This is a genomic window from Streptosporangium sp. 'caverna', from assembly GCF_003203775.1.
Lineage (GTDB): Bacteria > Actinomycetota > Actinomycetes > Streptosporangiales > Streptosporangiaceae > Streptosporangium > Streptosporangium subroseum.
Genome location: NZ_CP029711.1, coordinates 782,498 through 805,658 on the forward strand (window position 1 = coordinate 782,498; position 23,161 = coordinate 805,658).

The window sequence follows — 23,161 nt, forward strand, 5'->3', positions numbered from 1 at the left end:
CAGGAGTGAAGGCAAAGAATGCCTCCTAAGAGCCGCCAGGGCGCACCCAAAAAGGTGCGTCGCAAGGAAAAGAAGAACGTCGCTCATGGGCACGCCCACATCAAGAGCACGTTCAACAACACGATCGTTTCGATCACCGACCCGAACGGGAACGTGATCTCCTGGGCCAGTGCCGGCCACGTCGGGTTCAAGGGCTCTCGTAAGTCCACCCCGTTCGCCGCGCAGATGGCTGCCGAGAACGCCGCTCGCCGGGCCATGGAGCACGGCATGCGCAAGGTCGACGTCTTCGTCAAGGGCCCCGGTTCCGGCCGTGAGACCGCGATCCGTTCGCTTCAGGCGACCGGCCTCGAGGTTGGCTCCATCCAGGACGTCACTCCCGTGCCGCACAACGGCTGCCGTCCGCCCAAGCGCCGTCGCGTCTGACGCCCAGGAGATATAGAAAATGGCTCGTTATACGGGTGCGGACTGCAAGCTCTGCCGTCGAGAGAAGACGAAGCTCTTCCTCAAGGGTAAGAAGTGCGAGTCCGCGAAGTGCCCCATCGAGATCCGTCCTTACCCCCCGGGTGAGCACGGTCGCGGTCGGCCCAAGGAGTCTGAGTACCAGCTCCAGCTTCGTGAGAAGCAGAAGACCCGCCGCATCTACGGCATCCTCGAGAAGCAGTTCCGCAACTACTACGAGGAAGCCAACCGCAAGGGTGGCAAGACCGGCGAGAACCTCCTCCAGATCCTGGAGAGCCGTCTCGACAACGTGGTCTACCGCGCCGGGTTCGCCGAGTCGCGCGACGCCGCTCGCCAGCAGGTCCGTCACGGACACATCCTGGTGAACGGCAAGAAGGTCGACATTCCGTCGTACCGCGTCCGCGAGCACGACATCGTCGAGGTTCGCGAGCGTTCGCGCAACCTCCTTCCCTACGAGGTGGCTCGCGCCACCTCCGGTGACAAGACGTTCCCGGCCTGGCTGGGCGTCATCCCGGACGCCATGCGCGTCCTGGTTCACCAGCTCCCGGTCCGTCAGCAGATTGACACCCAGGTCCAGGAGCAGCTGATCGTCGAGCTCTACTCCAAGTAGAAGCTCTTCAGGTGCCGTGCGGTTCGCCGTACGGCACCTATGCTGTTGTTCGAGCGGCGTCAAATAGCGGGCGCCGCCATGCAAGGGGAGATCTCACATGCTGATCGCTCAGCGCCCGTCCCTCCTCGAGGAGTCCCTCGAAGAGACCCGGTCCAAGTTCATCATCGAGCCGCTGGAGCCGGGTTTCGGTTACACCATCGGCAACTCGCTGCGGCGCACGCTGCTGTCGTCCATTCCGGGCGCGGCCGTGACCAGTATCCGCATCGAGGGTGTGCTGCACGAGTTCACGACCGTGCCGGGGGTCAAGGAGGATGTCACCGACATCATCCTGAACCTCAAGGACCTGGTCGTCTCCTCCGAGCACGACGAGCCCGTGGTGATGTACCTGCGTAAGCAGGGCCCCGGCGACGTCACCGCCGCCGACATCGCGCCTCCGGCCGGTGTCGAGGTGCACAACCCCGAGCTGCGCATCGCCACGCTGAACGGCAAGGCGAAGCTGGAGATGGAGCTGACCGTCGAGCGCGGTCGCGGTTACGTCTCCGCCGCGCAGAACAAGCAGCCGGGCCAGGAGATCGGTCGTATCCCGATCGACTCCATCTACTCCCCGGTTCTCAAGGTCACCTACAAGGTCGAGGCGACCCGTGTCGAGCAGCGCACCGACTTCGACCGTCTGATCCTGGACGTCGAGACGAAGCCGTGCATGAAGCCCCGTGACGCGGTGGCCTCGGCCGGTAAGACCCTCGTCGAGCTGTTCGGCCTCGCCCGCGAGCTGAACGTCGAGGCCGAGGGCATCGACATCGGCCCGTCGCCGACGGACGCGGCCCTGGCCGCCGACCTGGCGCTGCCGATCGAGGAGCTGAACCTCACGGTCCGTTCCTACAACTGCCTCAAGCGCGAGGGCATCCACACCGTGGGTGAACTCGTGGCCCGCAGCGAGCAGGACCTTCTCGATATAAGGAACTTCGGTGCGAAGTCCATCGAAGAGGTCAAGCAGAAGCTGCACGAGATGACGCTCGCGCTGAAGGACTCCCCGCCCGGGTTCGACCCCAGCGCGGTGGCCGGCGGCGGCTACGACGACGACGACAGCGCGTACGTCGAGACCGAGCAGTACTGAGTTTCGCTGAATAACGGGGGTCCACGGGCCCCCGGCCTGACCCCGGTACCTCATACGGCCGGGGCGGGTTAACTCTCAAGGAGAACGAAATGCCTCAGCCAGCAAGGGGTGCCCGCCTCGGCGGAAGCCCGGCTCACGAGCGGCTGATCCTGGCGAACCTCGCCACCCAGTTGTTCCAGCACGGCCGGATCAAGACCACGGTCACCAAGGCCAAGCGCCTGCGTCCGCTGGCCGAGCGGCTGATCACCAAGGCCAAGAAGGGCGACATGCACAACCGTCGCCAGGTCCTGACGGTCGTCCGGGACAAGAGCGTCGTCCACCACCTCTTCACCGAGATCGCGCCGACCTTCGCCGAGCGCCCCGGTGGCTACACCCGGATCACCAAGATCGGCCTTCGTAAGGGCGACGCCGCCCCCATGGCCGTCATCGAGCTGGTGACCGAGCCGCTGAACCCGGTCCGCGTCAGCCAGGCCGCTGCCGCCCCGGCCGCCGCTGCGAAGCCGAAGGCCGAGGAGGCCAAGGCCGAAGAGGCCAAGGCCGAGGAGCCCACCGAGGCCGCCGAGGAGCCGAAGGCTTCCGAGGAGACCGCTGAGGCGACCGAGGCCGCTGAGGCTCCCGCCGAGGAGACCGACAAGAAGGACAACGCCTGATCTTTCAGGTCCTGTGAACGGGCCCGGCAGCTCCTTCTTTCTGGGAGCCGCCGGGCCCGTTTCGTTTTCCGGGAGGAACATCGTGGTACGGCTGCGCCTGGATCTCGCCTATGACGGCACCGACTTCTCCGGCTGGGCGAAGCAGCCCGGACAGCGGACCGTCCAGGGGGAGATAGAGGAGGCGCTCGGCAAGATCCTCCGGCTTCCCGAGCCGCCGACGCTGGTCGTGGCCGGGCGTACCGACGCCGGGGTGCACGCGCGGGGCCAGGTCGCCCACGTGGATCTGGACGCCGGCGGATTCGGCGCGCTGGAGAACCGCTACCGCCGGGAGGAACCCACGGCGGCCCCGCTCTCCGATCCCGGATCGCCGGAGGGCGTTGATGAGCGGCTCCCTGCCCTGTTAAGAAGGCTGTCAGGGGTTCTGCCCCCCGATGTGCGCATTCATCGCGTCACGGTGGCTCCTGGGGGCTTCGACGCCCGGTTCTCGGCGATGTCGCGGCGGTACGCCTACCGGATCTCCGACGCGCCGGGCGGTGTGGACCCGCTCCGCCGGCGCGAAGTCGCCTGGTACAGCCGTGGCCTCAACGTCGACAGGCTGAACGCGGCCGCCGCCCACCTGCTGGGCGAGCATGACTTCGCGGCTTTCTGCAAGAAGCGCGAGGGAGCGACCACGATTCGTGAGCTGCAGCGGCTCGACTGGGTCCGCCAGGAGGGCATCCTCGTCGCGACGGTGGTGGCCGACGCGTTCTGCCACTCGATGGTCCGGGCCCTCGTCGGATCGCTGCTCCCCGTCGGGGAGGGGCGGCTTCCCGTGGACTGGCCCGGCGAGGTGCTGAGGAGCGCCGCACGGGATTCCAAGGTGCATGTCGCACCCGCACACGGTCTCTGCCTCGAAGAGGTGCTCTATCCGGAAGCGGAGGACCTGGCCCGGCGGGCCGTCGAGACCCGCCGGGTGCGCACGCTCAGCGTGTAGGGCGGACGAGATCGTCCGGGTCCGGGGGAGCGCGCTCGCTCAGTTTCTGACGCGGCGCTCCACGACCTTGGCGGTCTGGTCGCGGAAGGCGCTGCTGACCTTGCCCAGGCTCTTCTCCTTCGCGGTCGGCGTGTGGCCGTCGCTGAAGGTGGCGTAACTGAACACGATGTAGCGGCCCCACACCATCCCGGCCGCGTAACCGCCTGCGATGTGCACGCGTTCGGCTCCACTGCCGGCGTTGCCGGGCAGGCTGCGGAACCACAGGTTGTCTTTGAGGTCCTTGGCCTTGTCGGCCTCGATCGCGGACTCACGGGTGGGCAGTACGGCGATCCCCGTGGTCACCGCGTATTTCTTCTTGCTGTCCACATAGGTGGCCCGCAGCACCCGGCGGCAGTCCTGACCGTCCAGCGTGCGGGCGAACTTGCCGGCCGCGGCCTTCCGGCAGTCCTCGGTCAGATTGGTCTTGACCCGGGTGAACGTCGCCCCCGCCAGGGTCACCTTCTTGGTGAAGGCGTCGGGCACGGTCAGCTTGCCCGGGTCGGTCTTCTCGGAGTCGAGCATCGTGGTGTTGATCGGTTCGGGCTCCGGAACCGGATCCTGGGCGGGATCGATGATCTCGGGGGCGGGGATCGGAGCGGATGCGCTCGTCGGGTCCCCGGCACTGATCGACTGGTAGGCGAAGATCGCGCCGGTGGCGATGCCGATCACCACGACCGCGGCCACAGCCGCGATCAGCGCGGTGTTGCCCCGGCTGCGGGCCGGTTCGGCGGGCGGAGACGTCGGGGGCTCGGGGACGACGGCCGAGGCCGGGGTGAACGCGTCGCGCGGGACCAGGGCACCGGATGCGGGGGCCGGCTGGTTGATCGGCGTCGCCACCGGGAGGGGCGGGAACAGCGGCGGAAGCATCGGGATGCCGCCCGGCGGGGTGTCCTGGTCCACGGTGCCCGGAGGCGGCGTCGGCCTGCCCGAATCGGGAGTATGGAAGTCCGCCCCGGGGCGGTGGCCCGGAGCCTGAGGCGAGGCCGGGGCGTGGGTGACCGGTTCGAGGGGCGGCGCGGGCACCTGTGAGATCAGCTCCGGCTCGGACGTCGGGGCCTGCGTGACGGGCGCGGGCATGGGGGACTGGACGGTCGGCCCGGTGGACGGTGCCGAAGAGTAGGGGCCCGCCTCGGATGATCGCGGTGCGGTGGGGGAGTAGGCGCCCGGCTGCGGGGGCGAGGTCTGACCCGGGATAGAGGTCTGACCCGGGGTATAGGGGCCCGCTTCGGGTGGCTGCGGCGCGCCCGGGGGATGGGCGCCCGGCTGGGTGGCCGAGATCTGCCCCGAGGCGTACGGGCCTGCTTCGGGTGACTGCGGCGCGCCCGGGGGATAGGTGCCCGGCTGGATGGATCCCGGGGTGTGTGGGGCCGCTTCGGGTGATCGCGGTGTGGTCGAGGGGTAGGCGCCCGGCTCGGGGGACGAGGCCTGACCCGGGGCATACGGACCCGCTTCGGGTGACTGCGGCCGGCCTGCCTGCTCCTGGTGAGCCCGTACGGAGGACTCGGGCCCTCGGACGCTCTCACCGGGGTCGTCCTGGAAGACCGCGTCGGGCGGCCAGACGGCGATGTCGCCCGGCTCTCCGGGGCGGGCGATCGTCTCCTCGGGGTCGGACCAGACCGGCTCTCCGGTGGCCGCGGGCCAGTGGGTGTCCGGCCAGACCTGCATACCCGCGGCGGCGGCGGTGAAGGCCGGCGGCGGTTGCCACGGTGGGGCTCCGGGCACGATCGGCGCCGTGGGCAGCGGCGGGTTGTTCATCGGAACGGTGCCGGAGGACTCGTCGCCGGCCGACGCGCCCGGCCACGGCGGGCCGGAGGGTTCCGCGGGGGCGGAAGGGCCTGACCACCCCGGGGAGACCGGCTCCCGCGAAGGGGGAGAGGGGGGCGCCCATGTCGGAGGGTTGGACTCCGTACGGGGAGAGCCGGGCCATGTCGCGCCGGAGGGGTCCTGCGTCCCCGGGGAACCGGACCAGGCCGCACCGGGAGGCCTCTGGGGCGCCGGGGAGCCGGGCCGCTGCCCGGGCTGCGGAGAGCCGGGCTGCGGGGAGCCGGACCAGGGCGCGGAAGGCTCGGGCTCGGCCAGCCAGTCGTAGGGGGCGCCGTCGTCGCCGGGAACCGTCCACGGCTGGGCTGCCCCGGGTGCCGGCTCCGGCCATGCCGGGCGGACATAGGGCTGTTCGTCACCTGTGAGATCGGTCCGTGGCACGTGTGGCGAAGGTTGACCGAAACTCGGCGGTGGCGTCGCCGGTGCGGCCGAACCGTCGGCTTCACGTTCGTGCTCGGACCCGGATTCCTGGCCACGCATGTGTCGCAGCCTAGCGATAGCCAGAGATCGTCATGCGTGTATGGGCGTTCTCAGCCGTATCGCCCGACGGTTTTATGGGGCGAAAGTTCCTAAATGAGTGCTTCGTCACGGTCGCTTGCCCGTCAGTGAGCGGCCTTCGAGGGCCGGCGTCACGGTCGCGTCCGCGGCGCCGAAGGCCGCCTGGTTCAGCTTCTTGACCTCGGTCTTCTTCGGCAGGTGCCCGTCCTTGTACTGGAACCAGACCATCACGACGTAGTGCCCGTGCCTCCACTCGCCCACGAATGCCTCACCCGTGCCGAGAAATTTGGTGACCGTGTCCTTACCGGGCAGCGGCTTGATGTATTCCTCCCGCTCCTTACCGGTTCCGGCGGAGACGACATTGGCCGCCCCCGTCGACGTGCTGAGGTTGGCCACCCCCACGGTGCCGATGATCTTTCCCGAGGCGTCGCGGAAACTGGCCCGCAGCAGCTGGTTGCACTTACCACCGGTGAGAGCCTTCTGGAGCTTGCTGCCCACCACGGCGTCGCCGCACTTCTTGTCGGCCCTGCGCGTGGTCATCAGGTAGCTCTGCCCGCCGATCTTCACCTTCTTGTTCTTGAACACCTCGTTCAGGGTGAGAAGGAGGGGGTCGGTCTTACGGGCGGTGGCGAATCCGAACTTGTCGTCGGGGGTGTTGGGCGCCGGGGCGTTGGAGTCCGCGGCGGGGGGACTCGCCGTAGCGGTTGCCGCCGGGGAGTCGGAGTTGGCGAGCATGGCCAGGCCGATGCCTCCGGCGATCAGTACGGCGAGCGCACCGACGGCGATGTAAATCGGACGGCGGGAACGGGGGCCCTCGTCATAGGGGCTCCACCTCTCCTGCCGCGGCCGTTCCTGGCGTTGCGGCGGCGGCTGCTGTTGCCGCGGTGGTGAGGGTGGCTGCTGGGGCTGGGACGGAGGCGGCCACGCACCCTGAGCGGCCCTCGCCCCTTCGGGGGCGCGGTTGTGCGGTGAGGCGTCGAACCAGTGCTCGCCCTGCGCGGGCGGCGACGCGTCAGGCTGGTTGTAAGGCTGGCGGCGCGGCGGCTCCCCGGGAAAACCCATGCGCCGAGACTAGCCCTTTCGACAGGGCCGGTTTACTCAGGAGTAGCCGAAATCCTGGGTCCACCACGGCCCGATCGGGCCGTCCACGGCCCCGACGCCGGTGGCGGTGAGCTTGCAGTTGAGGATGTTGTGCCGGTGGCCGCTGGTCGCCATCCAGCTCCGCACCGCCTCATCGGCCGAGGTGTAGCCACGGCCGATGTTCTCCGCGCCCCCGTCGCCGTAGCCGGCGGTCTCCATCCGATCCCAGGGTGACCCGCCGTTCGGAGAATCGTGGGAGAGCTTGCCGCTGCCGGCCATTTCGGACGAGTGTGCCCTGGCCGACCGGGTCAGCCGCCTGTCGATCCGGAGTGGGGCGCATCCGTGCTTCCTGCGCTCGAGGTTGACGAGCCGGACCGCCTCGCTCTCCATCGCGGCCAGGGCGGGGGTGCCCCCCTGGTCGCCGCCGTTGATGACGGAGGAGAGGCCGTCGTTGGCCGAGCCGTCGATCGAGTTTTCGAGGCTCGGAGCGGAGCTGGGGCGTATGGAGCGGCGCTCCCGCGTCATCGTGGGCATGGCGGAGGGACGGGCGACCCGGACGAGGGGAGTGCGGCGGTCGGTGGCCCGCCCCGGCCTGCCCTGAGCGGTGGGTTTGGGCGTGGGTGTGGGTGTGGATGTGGGTGTGATCGGCTCGGCGTTCAGGTAGATCTGGTTCGGGGGCTCCTCGGCGCGGGTGCCCCGGCCGAGGACGAATCCGGTCAGCAGGACCGCAGCCAGGCACACGAACAGTCCCATACGGCGCAGGCGGGTCCGCTGGGTATGCCGGGGGTGAGGAGGCTGCCACATACCGCTATCAAAGATAGAGATGTTTGCAGTGGGGAAGAAGAGAATGCGGAGAACGTATCGGAACCGTTCTGTGAAGGCTCGTGGGCGACATCCCCCAGCACTGTCCGGTCACGGGTAGACTGCCAGGGACACCGGCGCAGAGTCTGTCTTTTGACCCGCACTCATCCGCGCCGGTATCCTGCTAGTTCGTTGTGTGCGAATTGGTCTCCTTTGCAGACCGATACGCGGCGCGTCCGGCGTCATCTCCTCAGTCTTTGGGAGACGGAAGGTCCGGGCTGTCGTGTGCCCGCACCTACCGACCAAGTTGCTGTCACTTCCGACAGCGCCGAAGACGCGAGCAAAGAAGGCATACGACCGTGCGCACGTACACACCCAAGCCCGCCGAAGTCGAGCGCCAGTGGCACATCATCGATGCCACTGACATCGTGCTTGGCCGGCTGGCCAGCCACGTCGCGATCCTGCTTCGCGGTAAGCACAAGCCGACCTTCGCCAACCACGTCGACACTGGTGATTTCGTCATCATCATCAATGCCGAAAAGGTTGCGCTGACCGGTAACAAGCTTGAGCAGAAGAAGGCGTACCGTCACTCGGGCTACCCCGGCGGTCTGCGTTCCGTTACCTACGGCGAGCTCATGGACAAGCGTCCTGATCGCGCCGTCGAGAAGGCCGTGAAGGGCATGCTGCCCAAGAACGCCCTCGGCCGGAAGATGATCAAGAAGCTCAAGGTTTATGCCGGTTCCGAGCACCCGCACCAGGCGCAGCAGCCTGTGCCCTTCGAGCTCACCCAGATCGCCCAGTAGTCAGCGGCTTGTCGCCAGCAGCGTTGGCCGATGGCCGACGCCGAGTAGGAAAGTTAGAGGAGAACCGTGGCTGAGCCCACCGGTGTCGAGACGCCCGTCGAGGGCGAGCAGGAAGCGTACTCCGCGGAGGAGTTTCCCTCCGAGTACACCTCCGAGTCCACTGCCAGCGGCGAGGCCGCCGTCCGTAAGCCCATCACCACGGGCAATTCGTACGGCACGGGCCGCCGCAAGGAATCCGTAGCCCGCGTGCGCATCGTGCCGGGCACCGGCAAGTGGACGATCAACGGTCGCACGCTTGACAACTATTTCCCGAACAAGGTCCACCAGCAGATCGTCAACGAGCCCTTCGTGGTTCTTGGCGCTGAGGACCAGTTCGACGTCATCGCCCGCATCAACGGCGGCGGCGTCACCGGCCAGGCCGGCGCTCTGCGCATGGGTATCTCCCGCGCGCTGACCCTCCTGGACGTCGAGGTCAACCGCCCGCCGCTGAAGAAGGCAGGCTTCCTGACCCGTGACGCTCGCGCCACCGAGCGCAAGAAGTACGGCCTCAAGAAGGCCCGCAAGGCTCCGCAGTACAGCAAGCGTTAAGTTGGGGCGCCTTTTCGGCACCGACGGGGTACGTGGGGTCGCTGGGCGCGACCTCACGGCCGAGCTCGCCATGGAATTGTCCGTGGCCGCAGCTCATGTCCTCGGCGATGCCGGGGCGTTCCATGCCAGCGTCGGGCGACGAGGTCGTCCGGTCGCCGTCGTAGGCCGGGACCCGCGAGCTTCAGGAGAATTCCTGGAGGCCGCTGTGGTCGCCGGCCTCGCGTCGTCTGGCGTGGACGTCCTCAGGCTCGGCGTACTGCCCACCCCGGCGGTCGCCTACCTCACCACCGCTCTCAGAGCCGACATGGGCGTGATGATCTCCGCCTCCCACAATCCCGCCCCGGACAACGGGATCAAGTTCCTCACTCGCGGCGGCTACAAGCTGCCCGACGCGATGGAGAACGAGATCGAGCAGCGGCTCGACGAGAAGTGGGATCGCCCTGTCGGAGCCTCGGTCGGCCGCGTGCGCGAAGCGTACGGCGAGGCCGATCGTTACGTGTCCCACGTGCTGTCCACCGTCACCGGTCGTCTCGACGGCCTGAACATCGTCCTCGACTGCGCTCACGGCGCCGCCCACATGGTGGCTCCCGAGGCGTTGCTGCGGGCCGGGGCCACGGTCGAGACCATCGGGGCCCGCCCCGACGGTCTCAACATCAACGCCGGAGTCGGTTCCACTCACCTGGACAAGCTCCAGCAGATCGTGGTCTCCCGCGACGCGGACGTCGGTATCGCCTACGACGGCGACGCCGACCGCTGCCTGGCGGTCTCGCACACCGGCGAGGTGATCGACGGCGACCAGATCATGGCCGTGCTGGCCACGGCCATGCACGCCGAGGGGAAACTGGTCGGTGACACCGTGGTCGCCACGGTCATGTCCAACCTGGGCTTCAAGATCGGACTCAAGAACGCCGGCATCGACATGATCGAGACCGCCGTGGGCGACCGATACGTCCTGGAAGCCATGAGGGCGGGCGGCTACAACCTCGGCGGCGAGCAGTCCGGCCACGTCCTCATGCTCGACCACGCCACCACCGGAGACGGTCTGCTGACCTCGCTCCACCTGCTGGCGGTCGTGGCGCGAGAGGGGAAGTCGCTGGCGGAGCTGGCCTCGGTGATGACCCGTCTGCCGCAGGTCCTGGTCAACGTCAGGGATGTCGACCGTGACAAGGTCTCGGCTCCCGCACTGTCCGCGGCGGTCGCCGCGGCGGAGGCGGAGCTCGGGGAGACCGGCCGGGTGCTGATCCGGCCGAGCGGCACCGAGCCGATGATCCGCGTCATGGTCGAGGCCGCCTCCGCAGAGCAGGCCGAGCAGATGGCGGGCCGCCTGGCGGACGTCGTCCGTACGGCCTGCGTCTGAGGCGCGGCCCGCTCCTGAAGCAGTTCGCGACCCCTCGCCGGGTGTGTCCAAACACACCCGGCGAGGGGTTTTTTGAGCCCGCGGTGGGCTGTCCTCTGAGCCCGTGGTGAGTTGAGAGCCGACAAGCCGACGGTGTGGCTGGTCGCCGGCAGCCGATCAGTCTGATTCGGCGAGACATGTCCGTGCCGTCTTGGGGCGCGCACGATGAGCGATAAATGCGCCTTTTATCGAATCGCGATAAAAATGGCGCGGGCACACTCGACGTGTCACCAAGATTGATCTCAGCGCCGGCCGCTGTGCCGCCGCTCCCTCGCCCTTGGGTCTTCGTGGGATGGCCGTCGGCGATATGGCCACGCGAAATAGGCAGAAACCATAGGAAGTATCTGGCATATCCCATGCCGCCACGCCGCCCCTTCGCGTTGATTGACACTCTCCGTAGTTGATCAGAGACTTTGAGTCGTTACGGCTAGATCTCTCGGGGGAGAGGATTTCGGAGCAGGCTCCGGCGAATTCGTCATCCTTCGTGACCAAGAGGTCAGCGACTGGATCACCACGTCGGCGATCTGGAGTCCGATGACCGCGGTCCACCCTGACCCTCAGGACGTTCGCAGATCGGGAAGCCGCGAACATCGAGATCGATCGGGGTATGGACGTGCCTTTCTTCATTGCTGCCCCCGGGCAGGCGGCGTGGATGCCACGTTTCAGGAAAGGGACCGCACGGGTCCTGGCCCTGGCCCTGACCTGCTCGGGGCTGACCGGCACGGCGGCCGTGCTGGCGCCTCGCCCCGCGTCGGCGGCCGGCACGGTCCTGTTCGACCAGCCGTTCCACAACAACACGGCCAACGGAACGGGCGCCGTGACGCTACCCGCCCTGCCGAGCGGCCAGTCGGGTACGAACTTCGCGTGCCTGAGCGCCTCCGGTAACACCAGCACCGGCGTCCTGCGCAGTTGCACCACCGACCCGGACCTTCCGGGCCTCGGCAAGCTGCGGCTGACGAACGCGACGACCGGCAAGGTGGGCGGGGTCTTCGGCGCCGTCAGCGTGCCCACCTCACAGGGCCTCGACGTGACGTTCAACAGTTACCAGTACGGCGGCGGCGGGGCGGACGGCATGAGTTTCGTGCTGGCGGCGGTCGACCCGGCAAGCCCCCAGCCCCCGGCGAACATCGGCCAGTCGGGCGGTGCGCTGGGCTACACCTCCTTCTCCGCGCTCCCCGGCCTGGCCTACGGCTACCTCGGCATCGGCCTCGACGTGTACGGAAACTTCAGCAACAGCGCCTACCAGGGAAGCAGCTGCACGAACCCGGCCTACATCGGGTCGGGCAGCGTCCGGGTGCCCGGCCAGGTCGTCGTCCGCGGGCCCGGCAACGGCACCGTCGGCTACTGCGCGATCAACAGCACCGCCACCTCGACGAGCTCCGCCGCCCTCGCGTTGAGGTCGATCTTACGTACGGCGGTCCCGGTCCAGGTCGGCATCAACCCCACCAACGCGGTCCTCACCACCGCCGCCGGCATGACGATCCCGGCCAACAGCTACCGGGTGCTGGTCACCCTGGTCGGTGGCGTGACCAAGACGCTGACCGGCACTCTTCCCTCGGTCACCTCGGGTCTCTTCCCGGCGAGCTGGCTGAACGCCAACGGGGTCCCCCGGCAGCTCGCGTTCGGCTGGGTGGCCTCCACCGGTGCCGTCACCGACTTCCACGAGGTCGACGAGGCCAAGGTCCTCACGATCAGCGCGGTCCCCGAGCTGACCGTCTCGCAGACCAGCTACAACGCCGCGACGCTGTCGCCGGGTGACGCCGTGACCTACACCGTCGTCGCGGGAGTCGCGGCGGGCATTCCGGAGACCTCCCCGGTCTCGGTGACCCAGACCCTGCCGGCCGGAACGGTGGCCGCGGGGGCGTACGGCACGGGATGGGTCTGCGCGGCGCCGTCCGGGCGGTCCGTCACCTGCACCAACAGCAACGGCCCGTTCGCGGCCGGGGCGACGTTATCGCCGATCACCGTGGTGGGCATCGTCACCGGGACCGGCGTCACGCCGGCGCTGGTTCAGACCACGACCGTGGCCACGGCGTCGTCGGTCGACGCCAATCCGGGCTACTCGTCGTCGACGACCGTCGGCACGCTCCCGTCGACGCCCAGCGGCATCACCCTGAGCTCGACCTCGGGATCGATCGCCGGCGGCGGCGCCGTGACCGTGAGCGGGACGAACATCTCCAACGCGACCGCCATCGAGATCGGCACCGCCGCCCAGCAGCAGGCCGGCACCCCCGTGGTCCTGCTGCCCTGCTCCTCCGGGGTCACCACCGGCTGTTTCGTCAACAACGGCAACGGCACCCTGACCATCCCCTCGATGCCGAGCCGGTCCGCCAGCGGGGCGGTGCGGGTCACCGTCGTCACCCAGGGCCTCGCCGCGTTCGCCGCGTACACCTACCTCGCCGCTCCCGCGGCGCCCACCGCACCCACGGCCACGGCCGGGGTGACCAGCGCGACGGTGAGCTGGACGGCGCCGGCGAACAACGGCAGCCCCATCACCGGCTACGTGGTGACCCCGTACAGGAACGGCGTGGCCCAGACACCGGTGGCCTTCGACGCCTCGGCCACCACCCGGACGCTGACCGGACTGACCGCCGACGTGCCGTACACCTTCACGGTCGCCGCGGTGAACGCGATCGGCACCGGCTCGGCCAGCCCGGCGTCCAACTCGGTCGTCCCCTACAACGTTCCCGGCAAGCCGTCCATCACCGCGGTCACCGCCGGATCCTCGTCCGCGACCCTCACCTGGACGGCGCCGGCGAACAACGGCAGCGCCATCACGAGCTACATCGTCACGCCGTACATCAACGGCGTCGCGCAGCCGACCCAGACGTTCGGCGGCACCGCGACCACCCGGACCGTCACCGGCCTGACACCGGGGGCCTCGTACACGTTCACCGTCACCGCTGTGAACGCGGCCGGCCCAGGCCAGCCCTCCGACCCCTCGACCGCGGTCGTTCCCAACCCCCCGCCGACCCTGCCCTTCCCCGCGCCGCCGGCCGGTGAGGTGGGAGCGCCCTACAGCGTCCCGCTGACCGTGAGCGGGGGCACCGCGCCGTACACCTGGTCGGTCGCCTCGGGCAGCCTGCCGCCGGGCCTCACCCTGAACGCCTCCACCGGCGTGCTGTCGGGCACCCCCACCTCGGCGGGCAGTTATCCCTTCACCGTGCAGGTGACGGACGCCAGCAACCAGAGCGCCACCAAGCCGGTCACCCTGGTCATCGCGCCGCCGCCGACGCTGACGTTCCCCGCGCCACCTGACGGAGAGGTGGGAACTCCCTACAGCATCCCGCTGACCGTGAGCGGCGGCACCGCGCCGTTCGTGTGGTCGATCACCGCGGGCAGCCTGCCGCCGGGCCTCACCCTGAACACCTCCACCGGCCAGCTCTCCGGCACCCCGACCACGGGAGGCGCCTTCAGCTTCACCGTCAGGGTGGTCGACGCCCAGAACCAGAGCACGACCAGGACGGCCAGCGTGACGATCGCGCCGCCGCCGACTTTCACATTTTCCTCGGTCCCGAGTGGTCAGGCGGGGGTCGTCTACAGCTTCCCGCTGACGATGAGCGGGGGGACCGCGCCGTACACCTGGTCGGTCACCGCGGGCAGCCTGCCGCCCGGCCTCACGCTGAACGCCTCCACGGGCCTGGTGTCGGGCACCCCGACGACCACGGGCAGCTATCCGGTCACGGTCCGGGTGACCGATGTCGATGGCCATTTCGATACCAGGTCGGTGACGTTCGTCATCACGCCCGGCCCGCTGGTCGTGGTCAAGACGGCCAACACCTCGTCGGCGGGCCCAGGCGAGACGGTCAACTACACGATCACCGTCAACAACACCGGGCCGAGCGCGTTCACCGGCGCGACGATGAACGACCCGCTGGCGGACGTCCTCGACGACGCGACGTACAACGGGGACGCGACGGCCACCGGCGGCTCGGTGTCCTTCGCCGGTCAGACGGTGAGCTGGACCGGGAACGTGGCGGCCGGTGCGACCGTGACTATCACCTACTCGGTCACGGTGAAGAACCCCGACACCGGAAACAAGGTGCTGGCCAACGCGGTGACCTCGCCGACGGTCGGCAGCACCTGCCCGGCCGGCGGCAGCGACCCCCGGTGCACCGCGACGGTGACGATCTCCGGGCTGTCCATCGTCAAGGTCGCCGACGCCGCGACGACGACTCCCGGCGGAACGGTCCGCTTCACCGTCACGGTGACGAACAACGGCCAGACCCCGTACACGGCCGCGACGTTCGCCGACTCGCTGGCCGGCCTGCTCGACGACGCCGTCTACAACGCCGACGCCGTCGCCACGAGCGGCAACCTGTCGTACACCGGCCCCAACCTGACCTGGACCGGAAACCTCGCGGTCGGCGCCAGCGCGACCATCACCTACTCGGCCACGGCGAGGAACCCCAACACCGGGGACAGGACCATGTCCAACACGGTCTCCTCGTCCACTCCCGGCAGTACCTGCCCGCCGGGAAATCCCGGCGCGCAGTGCACCGCCACCGTCACGGTCCTGATCCCCGCCCTGGTGATCACCAGTAGCGCGGACGTGGCCACCACGACGCCCGGCTCGACCGTCAACTACACGGTCACGGCCACCAACACCGGCCAGACGGCCTACACGGGGACCGGCTTCACCTTCTCCCTCGCGGGCACGCTCGACGACGCCACATACAACGGCGACGCCGTCGCGACGTCGGGCAGCGTCGTCTCCGGTCCCGACGGCGCCCTCACGTGGACCGGGGACCTGCCCATCGGCGCCTCGGTCACCCTCACCGCCTCGGTCACGGTGAACGACCCCGTCACCGGTGAGCAGGTGCTGACGACCTCCGTGACCTCCGCCGCGGCGGGCAACACCTGTCCGGTGGGCAACCAGGCCCCCGCGTGCTTCACCACCGTCCCGGTCCTGATCCCCGGCCTGACGATCACCAAGACGGCTGACGCGTCGACCACGACCCCCGGGTCGGTCGTCAACTACACGGTCGCCGTCACCAACTCGGGGCAGACGCCGTACACCGGGGCGACGTTCGCCGACGCGCTGGCCGGGGTGCTGGACGACGCGACGTACAACGCGGACGCCACCGCGACCAGTGGCTCGGTCGGCTTCGCCGGCTCCACGCTGACCTGGGCCGGCGACCTGGCGGTCGCCGCGACCGCCACGGTCACCTACTCCGTCACCGTCCTCGATCCCGACCCCGGGAACAAGGTGCTCTCCAACACGGTCTCCTCGCCCACCACCGGCAGCAACTGCCCCGCGGGGAGCGGCGACACCCGGTGCGCCGGCGAGGTGACGGTCCTCGTCCCGCAGCTGACGCTCACCACCCAGGCGGACGTCGCCACGACGACCCCGGGGAGCGTCGTCGAGTACACCACCACGCTGGTCAACACCGGGCAGACGCCGTACGCGGGCATCAGCGCCACGATCGACATCTCGGCTCTGTCCGACGACGTGACCTACGACGGCAACCTCACGGCCTCCTCGGGCAGCATCAGCCTGGCTCCGGACGGCTCGGTCGTATGGAGCGGGGACATCGCGGTCGGCGCGACGGTCACCATCGTCGGCTCGGTCACCGTGAACGATCCCGACACCGGCGACAAGATCCTGAGAAGCTCCGTCACGTCCGCCGCGCCGGGCAGCACCTGCCCGGTCATCGGTGCGACGTTGCCCGGCTGCTTCTCCGTCGTCACCGTCCTGGTCCCTGAGCTGACCCTGGACATAACCGCCGACACCCAGACCACCACGCCCGGCTCGACCGTGAACTACACGGTCACGGCCACCAACACGGGGCAGACCGCCTACACCGGCGCCTCGGTGACCAACCTGCTGGCCCAGGTCTTCAACGACGCGGTCTACAACGGGGACGCGACCGCGACCAGCGGCACGGTCGTCTTCGCCGGGTCCAACCTGACCTGGACCGGGGATCTCGCGATCGGCGCGAGCGCCACGGTCACCTACTCGGTGACCGTCCTCGACCCCGATCCCGGCGACAAGCGAATGGTCAACACGCTGGTGTCGAGCACGCCCGGCAGCACCTGCCCGGCCGGCGGCACCGACATCCGGTGCACCGTGACGGTGAGCGTCCTCGTACCGGCGCTGACCGTCGCCAAGACCGCGAACGTCACCACGACGGCGCCCGGGTCGACCGTCGGATACACGGTCACGGTCACCAACTCCGGGCAGACGCCGTACACCGGCTCCACCGTCACCGACGCGCTGGCCGGGGTGCTGGACGACGCGGTCTACAACGGGGACGCGACGGCCACGACGGGCACGGTCGGTTTCGCCGGGACGGACCTGACCTGGACCGGCGATCTGGCGGTCGGGGCGAGCGCGACGATCGCCTACACGGTCACGGTGCGGAGCCCCGACCTCGGAGACGCCCTGCTCTCCAACACCGCCGTCTCGGCCGCCACGGGGAGCAACTGCCGGGCCGGGAGCACCGACCCCAGGTGCGTCTCCTCGGTGCCGGTGGCGCGTCTCGTGCTGGAGCAGAGCTACACCCAGGCCGGTGCGACACCCGGTTCGACGATCACCCTCAATGCCACGTTCACCAACACCGGGCAGGTCCCCTACACGGGGATCGTCGTCTCCAGCCCCAGCGCCGGCACCGTCGACGACGCCATTCCCAACGGTGACCAGGTCGCGAGCTCGGGCACGCTCGTTCTCAGCGCCACCGCCATCACCTGGACCGGGAACATCCCCGTCGGGGGCGTCGTCACCGTCACCGGCACCCTGACGCTCAAGAACCCGCCCACCGGCGACCGGATCGTCACCGGCACCCTGGTCTCCGCCGCCCCGGGTAACAACTGCCCGTCGGGCGGCTCCGACCCCCGCTGTACGGCCCGCCTCGACGTGCTCATCCCCGGCCTGACGATCGTCAAGACCGCCGACACCAGTGCCACGGTCCAGGGAGGCACCGTCGGATACACGGTCACGGTCACCAATTCGGGACAGGCGCCGTACACCGGTGCGACGTTCACCGACGCGCTGGCGGGCGTGCTGGACGACGCGGCCTACAACGGCGACGCGACCGCCACGACGGGCACGGTCGGTTTCGCCGGATCGGATCTGACCTGGACCGGCGATCTGGCGGTCGGCGCGAGTGCGACGATCACCTACTCGGTCACCGTGGGCGATCCCGTCCTCGGGGACAGGTTCATGGTCAACACCGTCTCCTCACCCACCGCCGGCAGCAACTGCGCTGCGGCGAGCGGTAACCAGCAGTGCACCAGCAACGTGGCCGTGCTCGTACCGGCGCTGACGATCACCAAGGCCGCCGATCTCGAGGTGGCGGTGCCCGGAAGCACGATCACCTACACGATCACCGCCGCCAACACCGGACAGCTCCCCTACACGGGGGCGACGTTCACCGACGCGCTGGCGGGCGTGCTGAACGACGCGGCCTACAACGGCGACGCGACCGCCACGACGGGCACGGTCGGCTTCGCCGGATCGGATCTGACCTGGACCGGCGATCTGGCGGTCGGCGCGAGCACGACCATCACCTACACGGTCACGGTCGACAACCCGGCGACCGGCGACCTGAACCTGGTGAACGCGATCACCTCTGCCACCCCCGCCAACAACTGCCCGACGGGCGGAACCGACATCCGCTGCGGCGTCAGCATCCCGGTCACCGAGGCCACCACGCTGACGTTCGACAAGGCCACGAGCACCGCCTCGGTCGCGTCGGGCGAGTCGGTCACCTACACCGTCACGATCAGCAACAGCGGGCTGACACCGTACGTCGGCGCGACGTTCACCGACTCGCTCGCCGACGTGCTGGACGACGCGACCTACAACGGCGACGCCGCGGCCGGAACGGGCACCGTCACCTATACCGAACCCGATCTGACCTGGACCGGGACCGTCCCGGCCGAGGGGTCGACCACGGTCACCTACTCGGTGACGGCGAACCCCCCGGGCTCAGGAAACGGGCTCCTCTCCAACGCGCTGGTGTCGGACTCGGCAGGCGGCAACTGCGCCGTCGGGAGCACCGACCCCCGCTGCACCGAGACGGTGACCGTGGCGGGGCTGGAGCTGCTGGTCTTCGCCGACACGGATGACATCACACCGGGCGAGGTCGTGCGCTTCACCAACTTCATCACCAACACGGGGCAGACGCCGTACAACGGGATCACCGTCCTCATCAACGGGAGCGCCATCTTCGACGACGCCGTCCCCAACGGAGACCAGATCGCCACCTCCGGGTCGCTGATCCGGGGCGGCACCGGGCTGGTGTGGACCGGGGACATCCCCGTGGGCGGCAGCGTCGTGGTGACCGGCACGTTGACGGTGAACAACCCAGACACCGGCGACAGGGTGATGACCAGTGCCCTGTCCTCCGCGGCGCAGGGCAGCAGCTGCCCCGTGGCGACCACTCCCGGCTGCTCCGTCTCCGTCTTCGTGCTGATCCCCGCCCTGACGATCACCAAGGTCGCCGACAGGTCCGCGGTGGTTCCGGGAGGAGCGGTGGCCTACACCGTCACGATCGCCAACACCGGGGAGACCCCGTACGACGGGGCCACCGTCACGGACTCACTCGCCGGGGTGCTGGACGAGGCGACCTACAACGGGGACGCGACCGCCACGACCGGCACGGTCGGCCTCGCCGGTCAGACCCTGACCTGGACCGGTGACCTGGCCGTCGGGGCGACCGCGACCGTCACCTACTCGGTCACCACCGACAACCCCGCCCTGGGTGACAAGCTCCTGACCAACGCGGCCACGTCCACCGAGGTGGGCAACACCTGCCCGCCCGCCAGCGGGAACACGGCCTGCGACGCGAGAGTCGTCGTCCTCACCCCGATTCTGACGATCGCGAAGACCGCCGACAGGACCTCGGCCACACCCGGTGGGACGGTCACCTACACGATCACAGCCACCAACACCGGTCAGGTCCCCTTCGCCGCGGCGAACCTCTCCGACGCGCTGGCCGGGGTGCTGGACGACGCGACCTACAACGGCGACGCGACCGCCACGAGGGGAACGGTCGGCTTCGCCGGCCAGGCCGTCACCTGGACCGGCGGCCTCAACCCCGGCCAGGCGGTCACCGTCACCTACAGCGTCACGGTCGACAACCCGGGAACCGGCGATCAGAGGCTGACCAATGCCGTCACCTCCACCACCTCGGGCGCCACCTGTCCCGTCGGTGGCACCGACACCCGCTGCTTCAGTGAAGTCCTGATCTCCAGGATCACGATCACGAACTCGGCGGACGTCGCCACGACCACTCCGACCGGGGTGGTGCGCTACACGGTCACGATCGCGAACACCGGGCAGACACCGTACAACGCCGCCGCGGTGGACGGCCTGCTCGCCGGAGTGGTGGACGACGCGATCTACAACGGCGACGGGACGGCCTCGTCGGGCCAGCTCACCTTCGTTCCCGGGAGCGGCGAGGCGATGTGGCAGGGCGCCCTCGCGGTCGGCCAGACCGTCACCGTCACCTTCTCGGTGACCGTGCGGAACCCGGATCCGGGGGACAGGGTCCTGAACTCCGTCATGACCTCGGCCACCCCGGGGACCAACTGCCCCGTCGGCGGCACCGACCCGGCCTGCGCCTCGTCCGTGACCGTGCTGATCCCCGCCCTGGACGTCTCCAAGAGCGCCGACAGGGCCACGGTCACCCCCGGCGGCACCGTCACCTACACGATCACGGTCGCCAACTCCGGCCAGACCCCGTACACCGGGGCGACGGTGACCGACCAGCTCACGAAGGTGCTCCCGGACGCCGCCTACAACGGCGACGCGACCGCCACGACCGGCACGGTCGTCTTCACCAGCCCCAACCTGACCTGGACCGGTGATCTCGCCGTCGGCGCGAGCGCCACGATCACCTATTCGGTGACCGTCCTCGACCCCGACCCCGGCGACAAGCAGATCGTCAACAGGACGTTCTCCAACGAGCTGGGCAGCACCTGCCCGTCCACCGGGTCCACCCCGGCGTGCACGACGCTCGTCACCGTGCTCGTCCCCGCCCTGTCCGTCACCAAGGTCGCGGACACCGTCACCACCACGCCCGGCTCCACGGTCGGTTACACGATCACCGTCGCGAACACCGGCCAGACCCCGTACACCGGGGCGGCCGTCACCGACGCGCTCGCGGATGTGCTGGACGACGCGGTCTACAACGGGGACGCGACGGCCACGACCGGCGGTGTCGTGTTCGCCGGTTCGGACCTGACCTGGACCGGCGACCTGGCGGTCGGCGCGACCGCGACGGTCACGTACTCGGTCACCGTTCGCGCCCCCGACCCCGGCGACAAGGCCATGACCAACAGCGTCGCCTCGTCCGCGCCGGGCAGCACCTGCCCGGCAGGCGGCGGCGGTCCCGCCTGCACCGTCACCGTCACCGTCCTGATCCCCGGGCTGGCGGTCTCCACCACGGCGAACAAGGCGACCACGACCCCCGGCGAGAGCGTACGGTTCACGATCACGATCGAGAACACCGGCCAGACCCCGTACACCGGGGCGGCCGTCACCGACGCGCTCGCGGATGTGCTGGACGACGCGGTCTACAACGGGGACGCGACGGCCACGACCGGCGGTGTCGTGTTCGCCGGTTCGGACCTGACCTGGACCGGCGACCTGGCGGTAGGCGCGACCGCGACCGTCACCTACACGGTGACGGTCGACGACCCCAGCACCGGGGACAAGGTCATGAGCAGCGTCGTCGCCTCGTCCGCGCCGGGCAGCACCTGCCCGGCAGGCGGCGGCGGTCCCGCCTGCACCGCCACCGTCACCGTCCTGATCCCGGCGCTGAGCATCACCCAGACAGCCGACGTGGCGACCACGACCCCCGGGGGCACGATCGTCTACACGATCGCGCTCACCAACACCGGGCAGACGGACTACGCCGCGGCCACCGTCGTCTCCGCGCTCGACGGGCTGTTCCCGGACACGATCTACAACGGGGACGCGACCGCCACCACCGGCACCCTCGACTACACGGCGCCGAAGCTGACCTGGACCGGTGCCCTCGCGATCGGCGCGAGCGCCATGATCACCTATTCCGTCACGGTGAAGGACCCCGACCCCGGTGACAAGGCCCTGACCAGCAACGTGACCTCGCCGACCCCGGGCAGCACCTGCCCGGTGGACGGCACCGACCCCGCCTGCACGACGTTCGTGCGGGTCCTCGTGCCGGCACTGACGATCACCAAGGCCGCCGACACCGCCGTCGTCGTCGCCGGCAGCACCGTGCACTACACGGTGACGATCGCCAACACCGGAGAGACCCCCTACGCCGGTGCCACGGTCACCGACGCGCTGGCCGGCGTGCTCGACGACGCCGTCTACCAGAACGACGCGGCCGCCTCCGTCGGCACCGTCGTCTACGCCGCCCCGGTGCTGACCTGGAACGGTGATCTCGCGGTCGGTGAGATCGCCACGGTCACCTATTCGGTGGCCGTCACCTACCCCGCCTCCGGCGACCGCGTCCTGAACAACGCCGTCACCTCCGCCGACCCCGGTTCCACCTGTCTGGCGGGAACCGATCCCGGCTGCGCCGCGACCGTCACCATCCTCGTCCCGGCGCTGACCATCACCATGACATCGGACACCAACGGTGACATCGTGGCGAGCGGCACCGTCCACTACACGATCGTGGCCGCCAACACCGGTGAGGCCCCCTACGCCGCCGCGACGCTCAGCGCCCTGCTTGCGGGAGTGCTCGACGACGCGACGTACAACGGGGACGCGGCCGCCTCCGGCGGCACACTCTCCTTCGCGGGCACCACCCTGGACTGGACGGGTGCGCTGCCCGTGAACGCGACCGCGGTCATCACCTTCAGCGTCACCGTCAACGCCCTGGTCACCGGTGACGGGGTCCTCGACGCCCAGGTCATCTCGGCGATGACCGGCAGCACCTGCCCCGCGGGAGGCACCGATCCCGGTTGCTCCAGCTCGATCACCGTGACGCCCACGAGCATCGCCATGACGGATCTGATCAACGAGTTCACGCTGACGGGCATGCCGGACACGACCGTGCGCGGCACGGAGGTGGTGACGATGACCGTCACCACGAACAGCGTCAACGGCTACACCGTCACCGCGCAGGCGAACTCTTCCGAGCTCGTCCCCGCGACGCCCGGCGTGACCGACCGCATCCCGGTCGCGAACCTGCGCGTCCGCGAGAGCGGCACCTCGACCTTCTCGCCGCTCTCGGCGACGACCCCGGTCGTCGTCCACCAGCAGTCCGGTCCCTCGGCACCCGGTGGGGACGCCATCGGCAACGACTACGAGGTGGACATTCCCTTCGTCGCGGCCGATCGCTACTCCACAACGATCGACTACGTCGCGATAACCCCGTGACCTGCCATCT

12 protein-coding genes are annotated in these 23,161 nt (G+C 69.4%); 9 read left to right on the plus strand and 3 right to left on the minus strand.

Features of this window, described 5'->3' with window-relative positions:
• Positions 1–18: 18 nt before the first annotated feature.
• The 5 genes from rpsK (at position 19) to truA (ending at position 3,806) form a co-directional block, all read left to right on the plus strand.
• The gene (rpsK, locus tag DKM19_RS03745; protein WP_020542285.1) at positions 19–423 is read left to right on the plus strand and encodes a 30S ribosomal protein S11; all 405 of its coding nucleotides are present in this window, start codon (positions 19–21) and stop codon (positions 421–423) included.
• 19 nt (positions 424–442) lie between these two features.
• A complete protein-coding gene (gene rpsD / locus DKM19_RS03750) occupies positions 443–1,069 on the plus strand; it encodes a 30S ribosomal protein S4 (RefSeq protein ID WP_089210161.1) in 627 nt (208 codons plus the stop codon).
• A 97-nt stretch (positions 1,070–1,166) separates the two neighbouring features.
• Positions 1,167–2,183 (plus strand): DNA-directed RNA polymerase subunit alpha, encoded by a 1,017-nt coding sequence (locus DKM19_RS03755; RefSeq protein WP_089210160.1) that lies wholly within the window; start codon positions 1,167–1,169, stop codon positions 2,181–2,183.
• An 89-nt stretch (positions 2,184–2,272) separates the two neighbouring features.
• Positions 2,273–2,833 carry a 50S ribosomal protein L17 gene (gene rplQ, locus DKM19_RS03760; RefSeq protein ID WP_110694484.1) on the plus strand — a complete coding sequence of 187 codons (561 nt, stop codon included), beginning with the start codon at positions 2,273–2,275 and terminating at the stop codon, positions 2,831–2,833.
• Between the two features lie 82 nt (positions 2,834–2,915).
• Positions 2,916–3,806, plus strand: coding sequence for a tRNA pseudouridine(38-40) synthase TruA (gene truA, locus DKM19_RS03765; RefSeq protein ID WP_110705463.1), 891 nt, complete (start codon positions 2,916–2,918; stop codon positions 3,804–3,806).
• A gap of 39 nt (positions 3,807–3,845) precedes the next feature.
• On the opposite strand, the gene DKM19_RS49275 is transcribed toward truA, so the two are convergent.
• The 3 genes from DKM19_RS49275 to DKM19_RS03790 form a co-directional block, all read right to left on the minus strand.
• Positions 3,846–6,047, minus strand: coding sequence for a hypothetical protein (locus tag DKM19_RS49275; RefSeq protein WP_162641278.1), 2,202 nt, complete (start codon positions 6,045–6,047; stop codon positions 3,846–3,848).
• Between the two features lie 204 nt (positions 6,048–6,251).
• Positions 6,252–7,226: a hypothetical protein gene (locus DKM19_RS03785; protein ID WP_162641279.1), complete on the minus strand. Its 975-nt coding sequence runs from the start codon at positions 7,224–7,226 to the stop codon at positions 6,252–6,254.
• Between the two features lie 36 nt (positions 7,227–7,262).
• Positions 7,263–8,048: a CAP domain-containing protein gene (locus DKM19_RS03790; RefSeq protein ID WP_110694489.1), complete on the minus strand. Its 786-nt coding sequence runs from the start codon at positions 8,046–8,048 to the stop codon at positions 7,263–7,265.
• A 356-nt stretch (positions 8,049–8,404) separates the two neighbouring features.
• On the opposite strand from DKM19_RS03790, the gene rplM reads away from it, so the two are divergent.
• The 4 genes from rplM (at position 8,405) to DKM19_RS03810 (ending at position 23,151) form a co-directional block, all read left to right on the plus strand.
• Positions 8,405–8,848 carry a 50S ribosomal protein L13 gene (gene rplM, locus DKM19_RS03795; RefSeq protein WP_110694490.1) on the plus strand — a complete coding sequence of 148 codons (444 nt, stop codon included), beginning with the start codon at positions 8,405–8,407 and terminating at the stop codon, positions 8,846–8,848.
• Between the two features lie 66 nt (positions 8,849–8,914).
• Positions 8,915–9,436 carry a 30S ribosomal protein S9 gene (gene rpsI, locus DKM19_RS03800; RefSeq protein WP_089210153.1) on the plus strand — a complete coding sequence of 174 codons (522 nt, stop codon included), beginning with the start codon at positions 8,915–8,917 and terminating at the stop codon, positions 9,434–9,436.
• 1 nt (position 9,437) lies between these two features.
• Positions 9,438–10,793, plus strand: a complete 1,356-nt coding sequence (gene glmM / locus DKM19_RS03805) for a phosphoglucosamine mutase (protein ID WP_110694491.1) — start codon at positions 9,438–9,440, stop codon at positions 10,791–10,793.
• Between the two features lie 691 nt (positions 10,794–11,484).
• Positions 11,485–23,151 carry a putative Ig domain-containing protein gene (locus DKM19_RS03810; RefSeq protein WP_305000294.1) on the plus strand — a complete coding sequence of 3,889 codons (11,667 nt, stop codon included), beginning with the start codon at positions 11,485–11,487 and terminating at the stop codon, positions 23,149–23,151.
• Positions 23,152–23,161: the final 10 nt, after the last annotated feature.

Bases quoted from the DNA above. Each gene is read 5' to 3' on its own strand.
- DKM19_RS03755 (WP_089210160.1), top strand. From the start codon at position 1,167: ATGCTGATCGCTCAGCGCCCGTCCCTCCTCGAGGAGTCCCTCGAAGAG.
- rpsD (WP_089210161.1), top strand. From the start codon at position 443: ATGGCTCGTTATACGGGTGCGGACTGCAAGCTCTGCCGTCGAGAGAAG.
- DKM19_RS03785 (WP_162641279.1), bottom strand. From the start codon at position 7,226: ATGGGTTTTCCCGGGGAGCCGCCGCGCCGCCAGCCTTACAACCAGCCT.
- DKM19_RS03810 (WP_305000294.1), top strand. From the start codon at position 11,485: ATGCCACGTTTCAGGAAAGGGACCGCACGGGTCCTGGCCCTGGCCCTG.
- rpsK (WP_020542285.1), top strand. From the start codon at position 19: ATGCCTCCTAAGAGCCGCCAGGGCGCACCCAAAAAGGTGCGTCGCAAG.
- DKM19_RS03790 (WP_110694489.1), bottom strand. From the start codon at position 8,048: ATGTGGCAGCCTCCTCACCCCCGGCATACCCAGCGGACCCGCCTGCGC.
- rplQ (WP_110694484.1), top strand. From the start codon at position 2,273: ATGCCTCAGCCAGCAAGGGGTGCCCGCCTCGGCGGAAGCCCGGCTCAC.